The organism is Rhodomicrobium sp. (assembly GCF_047605405.1).
GTDB classification, from domain to species: Bacteria; Pseudomonadota; Alphaproteobacteria; order Rhizobiales; family Rhodomicrobiaceae; genus Rhodomicrobium; species Rhodomicrobium lacus.
On sequence record NZ_JASGFR010000001.1, the window covers coordinates 136413 to 150040 of the forward strand.

Sequence of the window (13628 nt, forward strand, 5' to 3'; positions counted from 1 at the left end):
TCTTAATTTAGCGCTTTGTTTCGTAAGCTTCAATAATTCTCCCGACCAGCGGGTGGCGAATCACGTCTGCACGCGTGAAAGCCACGTGCGCAATTCCTTCCACGCCATCGAGCACGCCGAGCGCATCGGCAAGCCCCGAATGCTGGCCGGGAGGCAAATCGATCTGCGAAGGGTCGCCGGTAATGATCATGCGGCTGCCCTCGCCGAGACGGGTGAGGAACATCTTCATCTGCATGACGGTGCAGTTCTGCGCCTCGTCGAGGATGACGATGGAATGCGCGAGGGTGCGGCCGCGCATGAAGGCGAGCGGCGCGATTTCGATCATCTTCGTCTCAAGCCCGCGTTCCACTTTCTCCGGCGGAAGCACGTCATAAAGGGCGTCGTAGAGCGGGCGAAGATACGGGTCGACCTTTTCTTTCATGTCGCCGGGCAGGAAACCGAGGCGTTCCCCTGCTTCCACGGCCGGACGCGAAAGCACCAGCCGGTCGACCTCGCCGCGTTCGAGGCAACCCGCCGCGTAGGCGACCGCGAGGTACGTCTTGCCGGTGCCCGCCGGGCCCGTGCCGAACACCAATTCGCGGGATTGAAGAGCCTTGATATAGTTCGACTGCGCGGGCGTACGCGCGACGATGGTGCGCTTGCGTGTCTTGAGTTCGCCGACGTTCGGCACGGGTTGCGGCACCGCAAGCCCGGCGCCCGAACCCGGGGCACCTGTTAGGTGGCGGATCGCGCCTTCGACATCGCCCTGCGTCAGGGTTCCATCGCCCTTGGCGCGGCCATATAACGTTTCCAGCACCGTCTTGCCGTGAAGGCACGTTTCCTTGTCGCCATCGAGCACGACCACATTGCCGTGCACCACCGCGCGAAGGCCGAGCCTGTTTTCGATGAGGGCGAGATTCGCGTCGAACTCGCCCAACACATCGGCAAGCTTTCGGTTATCGTCGAACGTGATTTCAATCCGGTAAAGGGATTGGGACGATTGCGACGGTTTCGAGCCGGCGCGCCATGCCTGACGCGAGCTTGCGGTCATCGATCGCCGTGGCGGTATGTCGACACCGGGCAAAAAATATTTCTCCGCATTTCGCCTGCCGAGCGCTCTCTGGAGTATTGTCTCTTCATGTAGCGTCTTCGTCCAGATTTTTTATGACAGCACGAAGACTATTTTGGCTTGCGGCCATGATTTCCACATCGGTGATGCGTCCGATCAGCGCCGTATCGCCCTCCGCATACACCGGTTGAAGATAAGGAGAGCGGCCTACGACCTGTCCGTCATTGCGCCCGCGCGATTCCCATAGAACCGCAAGCGTTCGCCCCACCATGGCGGAATTGAAGGCGGTCTGCTGCGCGAAAAGAAGCGCCTGCAGGCTGGCGAGACGCTGCGACTTCATATCTTCGGGGACGTGTCCGGGGCGGTCGGCGGCGGGCGTGCCGGGGCGCGCGCTGTATTTGAAGGAGTAAGCCTGCGCAAAGTGGACGCGTTCCACGATGCGCATGGTGTCCTCGAAATCGGCGTCCGTCTCGCCGGGAAAGCCGACGATGATGTCGGTCGACAGGGCGAGATCGGGGCGCGCATCGCGCAAGCGATCCACGAGGCGGAGATAATCCTCCATGCGGTGCTTGCGGTTCATCGCCTTGAGAATGCGATCCGAGCCGGACTGGAAAGGCAGATGCAGATAGGGCATCAGCTTCGGCAGGTCGCGATGCGCGGCGATGAGCGCGTCGCTCATGTCGTTCGGGTGGCTCGTCGTGAAACGAAGGCGCGCGATCCCGTCGACTTCGGAGAGCGCCCGAAGCAGGTCCGCCAGCGTCCAGGTCTTCCCGGATGGCCCTTGACCGGCCCACGCATTGACATTCTGCCCGATGAGCGTGATTTCGCGCACGCCGCGCTCGGCGAGGCGCTTCGCTTCTTCGATGATCTGTGCGACAGGCCGCGAATATTCCGCGCCGCGCGTATACGGCACCACGCAGAACGTGCAAAACTTGTCGCAGCCTTCCTGCACGGTGAGGAACGCGGCAGGTGCGGCGCGAAGCTTTGGCGCGGGCAGGCTCGCGAATTTTTCGGCAGCGGGAAATTCGGTCTCGATGACGGGACCGCGGTTGCCGGCGCGTCGCTCGATCAGTTCGGGTAGGCGATGATAACTTTGCGGGCCGACGATGATGTCGACTGCCGCCCGTCGGGCTATTTCCTCGCCCTCGGCCTGCGCGACGCAGCCGGCAACCGCGATCATCATGTCACCGCCCTGCTCGCGCCGCGTTTCGCGAAGCACGCGCATGCGGCCAAGCTCTGAAAACACCTTCTCGGCGGCCTTTTCGCGGATATGGCAGGTGTTCAGAATGACGAGATCCGCGTTTTCGGGCGAGCCCGTCTCGGCGAAACCGGCCGCCCCCAGCGTGTCGGCCATCCGCTCGCTGTCATAGACGTTCATCTGACAGCCGAACGTCTTTATGAACACGCGCTTTTCGGGCGCCTCGGCTATGGGCCGCGTGTCTTTCTCAGTCTTGGGGGCGCAAGCGTCGTGCATTCTCATGCCGCGCGCGGACGCGCCGTCACCTGCTCGACATAAGACTGACGGACCTGCGCTTCCGAGAACGCGGCAAGCGCTTTCCGGTCGCGCAGCGACGCCAGACGCACCGGCTCCCCTAGGCGAACGGTCACATCGATCGGACCGCTCTTCAGCACGTTCCAGGCATGGCTCATCATGTCCATGTCGCCATACCAGGCGATGAGCGGGCGCTCATGGCGAAGGATCGGCAGGCCGTGAAGATGCGTGTAGGCAATGGAAACGGTCTGAACCACAGCGTCCGGGCCGTTGTCGTTGGCGGCATTCGGCGCAAGCGAGGCGGCGGAGAAAAGCGAGCTTCTGAACGGCAGGATGCGGTTGCCGTCGCTGCTGGTGCCTTCCGCGAACAGCACGATGGTGTCGCCCTTGGCAAGACGCTCGGCGATTTCGCCCGCCTTGTCCTTGACCAGCGTGCGCCGCGTACGGTCCACGAACACCGTGCGTTGCAGCTTGGCGAGGAGGCTGACGAACGGCCAGACGCCCACCTCGGCCTTGGCCACGAAACTCAAGGGTGCGACGGTCGACAAGGCCGGAATGTCGAGCCACGAAATATGGTTCGAGACGAGCAGCACGGGGCGATCGGCGGCGAGCTTGCCTTCCACATGCACCCGGATGCCCAAAATGCGGCAGACGAGCTTGTGATACCCGTTCGGCAGCGTCTTGGCCTGCTTGAGGCCGAGCTTCAGGAACACCCATTGCACGAGCATCAGCGGCAGCGTCACCGCGAGGAAGGCGGCAAGGAGCACCGACGCCCGAATTGAGCCGAGCAGCCGCATCATGAAACCGTGAAAAACGAGAGTATCCATGCCGCCTTCATATCCGAGCGCGTTCAATGATCGCTTCATTACGGACTGCTTATCTCCGGGTCAACGGCCGAACGCGCTATATCCAGCCTCATGACGAGAGCCGTTTCGGACGCAGAGCTTTCGTGCCGGTAATAATTATCTCGCCGCGCGACGACGCGGAAACCGAGTTTTTCATAAAGGCCGCGCGCTTCGCGATTAGTTTCCGCCACTTCCAGATAAATGCAAGCAGTGAATCGCTCGCGGCAAAGTTCGAACGCGGCCCGCATCAGCCGCGTTGCATGACCGCGACCGCGTGCCTCCGGTGCCACGGCGATGGCCAGCACCTCCGCTTCGTCAGCGGCGAACTGGAACAACGCAAAGCCGCAGATGCGGCGGTGATTCGTCGCTTTGAGAAGGGCGCGATTTGCGTCGACCGCCGCGGCGGCAAAGTCGGACTCCGGCCAGCCGGGCGGCAGGGCTCCCGCGTGCAGCGCCGCGATGGCGGCCGCGTCCGCTGCTGAGGCAAGGTCGATCGGGACGTCGGCGCCGTTACTCATCTTTGCGGGCGATGAGATTGCGCGTCTGCGGCTTGGCGTCGGGCGGACGAACATAAAAAGGTGTCGGCAGATCGTGCGCCGGGTTCAGGGTCGAGGCAAGCTCCACCAGCGAAAGCGCGTCCGGGAAAAGATCCGGGTCCGCCAAGGGGAGGGCGACAAACCCGCCATCGATCAGCGCGGTAGCGGCAGGCCCCGCTAGGACCTCGGCTTTGCCGTCGAAGAAAGCGGCGCATTCGGCATGAGGCAGGGTCACGATTTCCGTGACGGCCTCACAACCGGGTTTCAAAATCTGGCAAAAGACCGCATTCACGCCAGCAGGCGCAGCCAGACCGTACGGGCCCTTCGCATGTCCGGCTTTCTCGAACGCTGCCGCCATGATCGAGAAGCTCGTGGCGCCCACCACGGGGACTTTCGCGGCGAGCCCAAAAGCCCGCGCCGCCGCAACGCCGGTCCTGATGCCGGAGAAGCCGCCGGGGCCGACGGACACCGCGATTCGGTCGAGGCCGGCAAAAGCCAGCCCGGCTTCGGCCATGAGCGATCCGATGAGCGGGATGAGTTGCTCGGCTTGACCTCGCACGCTTTCAAGTCTCTTGACGCGTACCGCCTCACCTTGACGCGCAGTTGTAACTGCGACCGAGGTGCGGCCCATGCTTGTTTCAATTGCTAAAACTCTCACGACTGAAGGACACAATCTTGTTTCTGGCGGGGAAGGGCTTAAGGAGGAAGGGCAGAATACACTATAAGGTTGCAGAAATCTCATCGAAGGCAAAGCGAGGTAAACGCGAGCGTAGCGCTGCCGGATCGCCGTAGCCGAGATTGCAAAGAAAGTTCGACTTGATCGCCGTCCCGCCGAAGAACTCGCGATCGACGGCGGTCTGATCGAAGCCCGACATCGGGCCGGTATCGAGGCCGAGGGCGCGCGCGGCGATGATGAAATAGGCGCCCTGAAGCGTGCCGTTGCGAAGCGCTGTCGCTTCGAGCATGGCGGCGTCGTTGCCCTCGAACCAGGCCTTCGCGTTCTCGTGCGGAAAAAGTCTCGGAAGGTGTTCGTAGAACTTCAGGTCGTAACCGATGATCGCGCAGACGGGTGCGGCGAGCGTCTTCGCGCGGTTACCCTCGGAGAGAAGCGGGATGAGGCGGAGCTTGGCTTCGGGGGACTTCACGAAGACGAATCGCGCGGGCGATTGATTGGCGCTCGTCGGCCCAAGGACGGTCAGATCGACGATCCGCCGCAGAATGTCATCAGCGACGGGTCTGTCCTGCCATTTTGTATGCGTACGGGCCTTCAGAAAAATCTGATCAAGGCATTCCGCAGCGATAGGGCGCCCCATGCATTCCCTCTTATTGTGTGCTTGGATCCAAGGCAACACAACATATAGAGGATCGCGAATCGAAGTACTAGACGGGCTGGACCTCTTGAACTTCGGGGACGAAGTGTTTCAACAGGTTTTCTATGCCGTGCCGCAGCGTTGCCGTCGCGGACGGGCAGCCGGAACACGCGCCCTGCATCTTGAGGTAGACGATACCGTCGCGGAACCCCTTGAAGGTAATGTCGCCTCCATCGTTCGCCACGGCGGGGCGCACGCGTGTTTCGATCAACTCCTTGATCGTCGAGACGACTTCCTCGTCGGCGGCATCGAAATCCTCGTCTTCCGCCACGCGCCTCTCGTCAGAGAGCACCGCCTGGCCCGACATGAAATGTTCCATGATGGCACCGAGGACCGGCGGCTTGAGACTATCCCAGTCGCCGCGATCCTTTGTCACAGAAACGAAATCCGAGCCGAGGAACACGGCGGTGACGCCTTCGATATCGAACAGCCGCGCCGCCAGTGGCGAAACCCCTTCCGCGTCGTCGCTCGTGAGAAATTCGCGCGTACCCTCTTCGAGCACCGTGCGGCCCGGCAGAAATTTGAGTGTCGCCGGATTTGGCGTCATCTCTGTCTGAATGAACATGTCTTTCCTCTTTTGCGCCCGTCCCCCGGCGCCTTCAACCATGAGCCAGATTAGGCAGGGTTGCGCCCGCCTTTCAAGAGAAAATCCGACTGCTCAAGTCGGAAACCCGGCTTCGCCTCAGGCGAGACCGTTCACTTCTTCGAGGGTGAGATGGCCGGGCACGATGGTGATGGGAATCGGAAAGGTGCCTGCCTTCGCGCCGGCGAGCGACGACACGAGCGGCCCCGGTCCGTTTGGGTCCGTCGAGGCGCCGAGCACGAGAATGCCGATCTCGCGATCCTCGTCTATGAGCTTCACGATTTCATCCGCGAGATGACCTTCGCGAATGATGTCCTCAGGCAAGATTTCCTCGAAGCCCCAGGTTTTCAGTTTCCGCGCGCGCAGCCGGAAAACGGCACGTGCCTTGTGATATTGCTCCTCGCGAAACGTCTCTTCGACGCCGAGCCAATGCGTCATTTCCATCGGTTCGATCACGAACAGGAGCGAAAGGCCGCCGCCCGTGCGATGCACCCGGCGCGCGGCGTAATAAAGCGCTGTCTCACCCTCCGGCGACTCGTCCACGACGACGAGGAATTTTCGCTTGTGACCGCCGGTGAAAAGATCGCGTGGCTCACGGTTCGCCATGTTTGCGTCCTCTGCTGGAACGGCGTCGCCCTTGCATGTTCCAACTTGCGGAAATCGGTTCTCGTTTCCGGGCTTTTTCGCGTCGCCCGGAGCAAAGCTTATCACGGACCGCTCTCAGGCAAACCGTGATTCGCCGTGTCCCCGACCGGGGCGTCGATGCGACGACGAGCGATTTTTATCGTGGCGCCCTCGAAACGAAGCCGACGATGTTGCGCACGTGGCGCAGCGTTTCGGAGGCGATGGCGTCCGCTCGCTCCGAGCCGTCCGCCAGCACCGCGTCGATATAGGCGGCGTCAGCCGAAATGCGCTTCATCTCGTCGCCGATGGGACCGAGTTTCGCCACGGCAAGGTCGGCAAGCGCGTTCTTGAACACCGAAAATTGCGAACCGCCGAACTCACCGAGGATGTTTTCCACGCTGTCGCCCGACAGCGCGGAATAGATGCCGACGAGGTTCTCCGCTTCGGGACGTCCCTCGAAGCCTTTCGGATCGGTCGGCAGGGGCTCGGGATCGGTCTTCGCCTTGCGGATCTTCTTCGCGATGGTGTCGGCGTCGTCGGCCACGTTGATCCGCGACAGGTCGGACGGGTCCGACTTCGACATCTTTTTCGTGCCGTCGCGCAGCGACATGACGCGCGTTGCGGGGCCGGAGATGATCGGCTCCGGCTGCGGGAAGAAGCCGTCGCTGAAGCCTTCGGCCGCGATCGTCTCCGCGAAATCGTTGTTGAACTTCTGCGCGATGTCGCGGGAAAGCTCCAGATGCTGCTTCTGGTCCTCGCCGACGGGCACGTGCGTCGCGCGATAGGCGAGAATGTCCGCCGCCATCAGCACGGGATATACGTAAAGCCCGACGCTCGCATTTTCGCGATCCTTGCCCGCCTTGTCCTTGAATTGCGTCATGCGGTTCAGCCAGCCGATGCGCGCCACGCAGTTCAGAACCCAGGCGAGTTCCGCATGCGCGCTCACCTGCGACTGATTGAAGATGATGTGCTGCTTGGGGTCCACGCCCGCCGCGATGAACGCAGCCGTCACTTCGCGGGTGGAGCGCTTCAGGTCGGCGGGATTTTGCGCGACCGTGATCGCGTGCAGATCCACGACGCAATAGATGCAGTCGGTCCGATCCTGCAACGCGACGAAATTCTTGATCGCGCCGAGATAGTTGCCGAGATGCAGGTTGCCGGTCGGTTGAACGCCGGAAAAGACAAGCTCTTTCATTGTGGTGCTGGCCTTGATGATCGAGGCGTTGTTATGAGCCGCACCGGAGGCAAAATGCAAGCCCGAGCTGTGTCGCGCCGGCGCCCTGTCGCCACGGCGAAGCGTGTTCTGCCGTCGATCGCCAGCGTGCCGCCTGTCGAGCGAAGCCGTCACCGGCTCAGCTCGACCGTGTCAGCGGATCAGGATTTCCCGAGAACGAGCTTCTCATTCGCCGCGACGGCGGATGAAATATCCTGCTTTTCTTTTTCGTTGCAATTGACGGTGTTCGCGGGTGGCATCGGAATGGTGTTAGGATCGCGCTTTGCCGCCTCTTCCTGATCGACGACTTCCACCTTGCCGACGAGAAGCTGCACCGTGAACAGGTGAAGCGTGTTGATGTACTGAAGTTGGCTCGAAGACCACTTGCCGGTCTTCTTTTCGCGCAGAAGCAAGGCATCGCGGTTTGCGATGACCAGTTCCTGAAGGTCGCATTTCTGGGCTCTGGCGCTGAGATAGGCGGCGCGGATGACTTCGCGCGCATCGGCGTCGGGGATGACGATCTTCGACGGATCGGATTTGTCGATCACGGTCACCGACTTGTCCGGCTGCATGATCTTGTTCGGCAGCGACTGCCAGGCGAGCGCCTTCAGCGTCTTGAGTGTCTTGTCGCTGATCTCGCCCTTTGCCGTCTGCGTCTGCGCGACCGCAATCGGCGTGGCAAGCAATGTGGCAGCGAAGATGATCGATCGCAAAATCATGCTGGCCCCGAATCCCCTGATTGACTGAACACCTGCGCCTTGCCACCGGCATTCGGCGCGTCAAACCCCGCTTCATGGCAACGGGAGAAACGCGGCAACACTATGGCCTCATTGCAGGCGGGTCACGCCTTGTTGGAGCCCTGCCACGGTCCGCGGCGGAGGATCGCGACGATGCCGCGGAGCGTCCGCACCTCCTGCTCCGTCGGCGCCATTCTGGCGAACATCGTGCGAATGTTGTTGACCATGGTTTCGCGCTTTTCGGGCGGGAAGAGAAAGCCGCAATGGTCGAGTTCGCCTTCGAGGTGTTCGTAGAAGCCGATGAGTTCACCGCGCTCGGCCGGGCGGCTTGCCTTGAAGCGGTGGCCGGCGCCGAGCGGTGCGTCCGGCAGCGTCCGGCCGAGCGAGTGCGGGTTCACAAGTTTGCGCCACTCATAGGCGAAGAGGAGCACAGACTGCGCGAGGTTGAGCGAGGCGAAAGCCGGATCGACCGGCGCTGTCATGATCGCGTCGGCGATGGCGACGTCCGAGTTTTCGAGCCCTGTCCGCTCCTTGCCGAAGAGAACACCGCAACGGAGGTCGGCGGCCTGCCGCTCCGCGATTTCGCTGACGGCGGTGTCGGGGGCCAGCACCGGCTTGGCGAGGAAGCGGCTTCGTGCCGTTGTGGCCACGATATAGTGCAGATCCGCCACAGCGGCGGCGAGATCTGGATAAAGCTGCGCCCCATCGACGATTTCCACCGCCAGCGCCGCCGAGGCGCGCGCCGCTTCGTTCGGCCATCCGTCGCGCGGCGCCACAAGGCGAAGCTCCCGCAGTCCGAAATTCGCCATCGCGCGGGCAGCCGCACCGATGTTTTCGCCGAGCTGCGGCTCAACAAGGATGATCGCGGGAGCGTATGACGCTGGGGCCGATGTCATGGAAGTGTTCCTGTTCGCGGGACTCCGAACAGGTTTACAGCGTTTTCAAGCGAAAAGGATACCGCCAGCGCGAAGAAACGCCATCGGCGGGAGGCTATGAGGCGTCCTCGCCGGAAGAGGCGCTAGCTACGAAGCGCGTGGGACGCGTCGGCCTTCGAGCCGAAGGGGGCGTTCAGCTGCACGATCTTCCAGTTCAGGAAGGCGGCGAAGGCAACCCAAAGCAGGTAAGGCACGAGGAGCCATGACGCCGTGGGAGAGATGTCGCGCAGGCCGATGACGAGCGCCAGGATGGAGAGCCAGAGGAAAGGAACTTCGGCCAAGGCCCAATCGGGCCGTTTGGCAGCGAAGAACAGCGGACTCCAGATCACGTAAAAGAAGATGTTGATCGCGAACAGCACCGCGACGCGTGTTTGTTCGGCGCTATCGGCAGCCGCCGTCCATGCAAAGACACCCGCCGCGCCTGCCAACGACAATATGATGGTCCACGCCGGGGCGAACGCCCAGTTCGGCGGATTCCACGACGGCTTCTTGAGGTTGCGATACCACTCGCCGGGGCGGCTCGCGATGCCGCCCAGAATGAAGACCACCAGAACGATGGCCACGGTTACGATGATCGTTAAAGTCATGTCGATCCTGCCTGTTTCCCCGTAAGCGCGCGCACCGTGTTCAGCGCCTGGGCTTCACCGCGCGAGCGGTCTTTCTTGCCGAACCGGAAGCGGCGGCGGCTGCCGCGAGAGCGGCGAGAACGAGAAGCGACGACGAGACGATAATGACGTGAGACATCTTCCGGCACCCTTCATGACTTCGGCCCAAGGCATAACATCCCGGACGATGACCTGTTCCGGCACCTTGCCGGGGCGCGTCAAAACGGTCGTCCGAAAGCCATTGAAGATATGGGGCTGTATCTGCTAAACGCCAAGGATGCGCCTGCAAAACGGGCGGTGTTGCCTGTTGCGGAAGAGGGATTCGCATGAGCCTTGACACTCTCGATCTGAAATCGCTGGTTCGTACGATCCCCGACTATCCGAAGCCCGGCATCATGTTCCGGGACATCACGACCCTCATCGGTCATGCTGACGGCTTTCGGGCAGCGATCAGGCGGATTGCCGCTCCTTTCGAGGGCGAAAAGATCGACGCGGTGGCGGGCATCGAAGCGCGCGGCTTCATCGTCGGCGGCGCCGTCGCGGACCGTCTTGGCTGCGGCTTCATACCGATCCGCAAGAAGGGCAAGCTGCCTTGGCGCGCGGTCGGGCAGGATTATCAGCTCGAATACGGCACCGACATCATCGAGATGCATGAGGATGCCGTGAAGCCGGGCGAGCGCGTTCTGATCGTCGATGACCTGATCGCCACGGGCGGCACGGCGGAAGCGGCGGTGAAGCTCATCAGGCGCGTGGGCGGTGAGGTCGCGGGAGCGGCTTTCGTTATCGATCTGCCGGAACTCGGCGGCGTTGCGAAGCTTGCGGCGCACGCCGTTCGCTCACACGCGTTGATCGCGTTCGACGGGCATTGATCGGCCTGCGTGAAGCAACGCGATTTGACGCAGTAAGCTGATCGACACCTGACATGGATAGCGCCGCGTCCCGTGGGGCAGACGGCTTTGGCCGATACCGGCGTGCGCTATTCCCCGCGCGCATCGCGGTGAAGCGCGCGCAGCCTCGCGACATCGAGAATCCGCAAGTCAGCCCCTTCGCGGCGCGCGATGCCCATATCCTGAATGCGGCTCAGCACGCGGGAAACCGCCTCGCGATGCGTGCTGATGTGCGCCGCAAAATCGGCGAGCAATGGCGCGGGAGAAATGAGCGCCTGACCGTTCTTTTCGCCCGCGAGCAGCGCGAGGCGGAGCAGTTCCGCATGAACGCGCGCCTGAACGCTCAGCGTGCTGAACTCGAAGATCCTGTCCGAAAGCGAGCGGACTTTTCTCGCGAGTTTCTTCATGATGAGAAGAGAAAACTGCGGGTGCGTCTCAACCAACCTCTGGAACTGATCCTTGGAGAGGATCGCGAGCGTGCAGTCGCTGCAAGCCTCGATGGTAACTGAACGCGGCTCGCCGTCGAGCGCCGACAACTCGCCGAACATTTCGTCCACGCCGATACTAGCGAACAGAACCGGCTTTCCCTCCGCCGCCGAGTAGAGAAGGGCGCGGAGTTTTCCCTTGGTTACGAAGTAGACGTCTCGTGAGCGTTCGTTCGCCATCACGATCTGCTTGCCAGCCGCAACGGAATGCCAGGTGCAGCTGTGCGCGACGTCGCGAATGACCGTATCGGGGAGGTCGCGCAGGATTTCGCATCGCCTGAGACTGGTCATTCTATGGGGCAAGCGACGCGCTCCTTTGCCTGAAATGGTTCGCCGAACGAGCACCCTCAGCTTTCAGAGGCATGCCCGCTTCGCTAATCGATCTTCTCCCGGCTGCGATCATGAGCATCACACCCCGCAAGCCTCAGCCCTTCTATAAGGAACGCATTCCAGCTTCTATCTTTAAAGGGAAGCCTTTCAACCTCGCGCTGAAAGAACGCGGGTGGCCACTTCTCCATTTCGGCGCCGGCTTTCGTCGTATCGCCGCTTCGCGCAAGAGTTGCGATCTGGACGATCCTAGCGAGCCGGTATCGCTTCCGAAGATGGAGGGCGCGCTCGGCATGGTCGGCTGCCGCCGCCCATTCTCCAATCAGATGATAGGCGAGTGCCGTTTCACCGAGAAAGTGGAAGGTCAGCGGGTCGCACGGACTAAGACGCATCGCTCGCTGCAAATGAGCGATCGCCATCGCCGGCGCCCCCGCCATAGTGCAACAGCTTCCAAGGCCGCAATGGGCCGCGGCGAAGCTCGGATTGAGTTCGATTGCGCGCTGGAAATAGATGCGCGCATGCTGCGGCGCATCCGTTGCCAGTTTCACGAGGGCAATGACGAAGTAGACGCGCGCATCCTGCGGATCGATAAGGCACGCCTTGCGCGCGAGGTCCTCGGTCTCTCGCAGGAGCCCCGGTTCCCTCCGATCCATCCAGATCTGCGCGAAATGGCAGGTGGCGAGCTGGATCAGCGCCTCGCTCGAACCGGGATCGCGGTCGAGGGCCGCCTTGAAGTATTCGGCCGCGATGTCCAGGTGGCTCTTGTTCAGCTTCTTGAGATGCCATGTGCCTCTGCGAACGAGTTCCCATGCGTCCAGCTGTTCCTTTTTCTTGACGCTGAGGCGGGCGAACTCCGCGCGTTCGAGTTCCACCTCAAGGGCGCTTACGGCGGCTGTCGTAAAGTCGTCCTGCGCGGCGGCGAGCGACGTGGCGTCGAAAGAGAATGTCCGTCCCCAGAGATTGTGACAGTTGCTTGCATCGATCAGATTGACCGTCACGCGAAGTTCGGTTCCGCAATGCTTGAGGCGACCTGCCACGAGATAGCGTGAACCGAGCGCCTGCCCGATTTCGCAGGGGCTCCGCTTGGCATTGTGGAACCGCAAGCTTGACCATTGGGAGAGGATGGGAAGCCAGCGTAGCCGCGACAGACCGTTGACGAGAGAGTCTGACAAGGCCTCACTGCCGGTTTCACCAGCCGCCATATACCCTTGGACCTCGAAAGGCAGAACGACGAGCGCGGGCTTCAAATCTCGGTCTTGCGTCGGCTGGATCGCCGTGCCGGGCGAAACTTCGCCCTGCGTCGGGCCGAGATTGGCGGAGAATGCAAAAACCGGCCCGAGGATGTTCTTCAGATGGCACGGCCCGAGCGGTTTGAATGCGACATTGATCTTCTCTTCCACGGCGCGGACTACGGCTTCCGAGAGCATAAGATGCCCCGGCGCGCAGATTTGCTGCAACCGCGCAGCAATGTTCACTTCGTCGCCGAAGAGGCCTGAGGAATCGACGATGACATCGCCCATGTGAAGGCCGATCCGAAAGCGGATCCGATTTTCCTCGGGCAACGGGAGATTACGCCGTGCGATGGCATGCTGCGTCTCGATCGCGGCTCGCACCGCATCGAGGGGGGTCGAAAATTCGGCCATCCAGGAGTCGCCGGCAACGCCGAACATGCGCCCCCTGTTCGAGCGGATGACATGTTCGGTTATCTCGCGATAGGTCAGGAAACGCGACAGCGTAATTTCGTCGTCTGCTCCCATGTGACGGCAATAGTCGGCCACGTCCGTAGCCATGATCGTGACGATGCGCCGTTCAAATTGCCAAGCACGCTTGTTCACCACTTTCATTTTAGGTACCGGGGCGAAGCGCTTATGCCATTTTCTTAAGAGTGACAGCCTATGTCAACATTGTGCGGCATAAAAGAAAACTTTATAAGAAGTTTAG

15 protein-coding genes are annotated in these 13628 nt (G+C 61.8%); 1 reads left to right on the plus strand and 14 read right to left on the minus strand.

Annotation, left to right across the window (positions count from 1 at the left end; genetic code table 11):
• Positions 1-7: 7 nt before the first annotated feature.
• The 12 genes from QM659_RS00585 to QM659_RS00640 form a co-directional block, all read right to left on the minus strand.
• Complete coding sequence (locus tag QM659_RS00585; RefSeq protein WP_303485062.1) at positions 8-1030, minus strand: PhoH family protein; 1023 nt, start codon at positions 1028-1030, stop codon at positions 8-10.
• 85 nt (positions 1031-1115) lie between these two features.
• Positions 1116-2522, minus strand: a complete 1407-nt coding sequence (gene miaB / locus QM659_RS00590) for a tRNA (N6-isopentenyl adenosine(37)-C2)-methylthiotransferase MiaB (RefSeq protein WP_415187032.1) — start codon at positions 2520-2522, stop codon at positions 1116-1118.
• Positions 2523-2524: 2 nt separating this feature from the next.
• Complete coding sequence (locus QM659_RS00595) at positions 2525-3367, minus strand: lysophospholipid acyltransferase family protein (RefSeq protein ID WP_245434030.1); 843 nt, start codon at positions 3365-3367, stop codon at positions 2525-2527.
• A 38-nt stretch (positions 3368-3405) separates the two neighbouring features.
• Positions 3406-3903 carry a ribosomal protein S18-alanine N-acetyltransferase gene (gene rimI / locus QM659_RS00600; RefSeq protein ID WP_415186986.1) on the minus strand — a complete coding sequence of 166 codons (498 nt, stop codon included), beginning with the start codon at positions 3901-3903 and terminating at the stop codon, positions 3406-3408.
• Positions 3896-4663 (minus strand): tRNA (adenosine(37)-N6)-threonylcarbamoyltransferase complex dimerization subunit type 1 TsaB, encoded by a 768-nt coding sequence (gene tsaB / locus QM659_RS00605; protein ID WP_415186987.1) that lies wholly within the window; start codon positions 4661-4663, stop codon positions 3896-3898. The genes rimI and tsaB overlap by 8 nt, the downstream gene beginning before the upstream one ends.
• A complete protein-coding gene (locus tag QM659_RS00610) occupies positions 4641-5234 on the minus strand; it encodes a malonic semialdehyde reductase (protein WP_415186988.1) in 594 nt (197 codons plus the stop codon). Before QM659_RS00610 ends, tsaB begins: the two co-directional genes overlap by 23 nt.
• Positions 5235-5301: 67 nt before the next feature.
• Complete coding sequence (locus QM659_RS00615; protein ID WP_127077591.1) at positions 5302-5856, minus strand: NifU family protein; 555 nt, start codon at positions 5854-5856, stop codon at positions 5302-5304.
• Between the two features lie 117 nt (positions 5857-5973).
• Positions 5974-6480, minus strand: a complete 507-nt coding sequence (locus tag QM659_RS00620; protein ID WP_127077590.1) for a universal stress protein — start codon at positions 6478-6480, stop codon at positions 5974-5976.
• A gap of 175 nt (positions 6481-6655) precedes the next feature.
• Entirely contained in the window at positions 6656-7693 is a 1038-nt protein-coding gene (trpS, locus tag QM659_RS00625) for a tryptophan--tRNA ligase (protein WP_415186989.1), read from the minus strand.
• A 179-nt stretch (positions 7694-7872) separates the two neighbouring features.
• Complete coding sequence (locus QM659_RS00630) at positions 7873-8430, minus strand: hypothetical protein (protein ID WP_303485079.1); 558 nt, start codon at positions 8428-8430, stop codon at positions 7873-7875.
• A 122-nt stretch (positions 8431-8552) separates the two neighbouring features.
• Positions 8553-9344, minus strand: a complete 792-nt coding sequence (locus QM659_RS00635) for an RNA methyltransferase (RefSeq protein WP_303485082.1) — start codon at positions 9342-9344, stop codon at positions 8553-8555.
• A gap of 122 nt (positions 9345-9466) precedes the next feature.
• The gene (locus QM659_RS00640) at positions 9467-9970 is read right to left on the minus strand and encodes a TspO/MBR family protein (RefSeq protein ID WP_415186990.1); all 504 of its coding nucleotides are present in this window, start codon (positions 9968-9970) and stop codon (positions 9467-9469) included.
• Between the two features lie 344 nt (positions 9971-10314).
• Between QM659_RS00640 and QM659_RS00645 the strand changes: the two genes are divergently transcribed.
• A complete protein-coding gene (locus QM659_RS00645; RefSeq protein WP_127077586.1) occupies positions 10315-10857 on the plus strand; it encodes an adenine phosphoribosyltransferase in 543 nt (180 codons plus the stop codon).
• Positions 10858-10964: 107 nt separating this feature from the next.
• Here the strand turns inward: QM659_RS00645 and QM659_RS00650 are convergent, their stop codons facing one another.
• Together QM659_RS00650 and QM659_RS00655 are read right to left on the minus strand one after the other, a co-directional pair.
• Positions 10965-11663 (minus strand): Crp/Fnr family transcriptional regulator, encoded by a 699-nt coding sequence (locus QM659_RS00650; RefSeq protein ID WP_127077585.1) that lies wholly within the window; start codon positions 11661-11663, stop codon positions 10965-10967.
• Positions 11664-11734: 71 nt separating this feature from the next.
• Positions 11735-13531, minus strand: coding sequence for a tetratricopeptide repeat protein (locus QM659_RS00655; protein WP_415186991.1), 1797 nt, complete (start codon positions 13529-13531; stop codon positions 11735-11737).
• Positions 13532-13628: the final 97 nt, after the last annotated feature.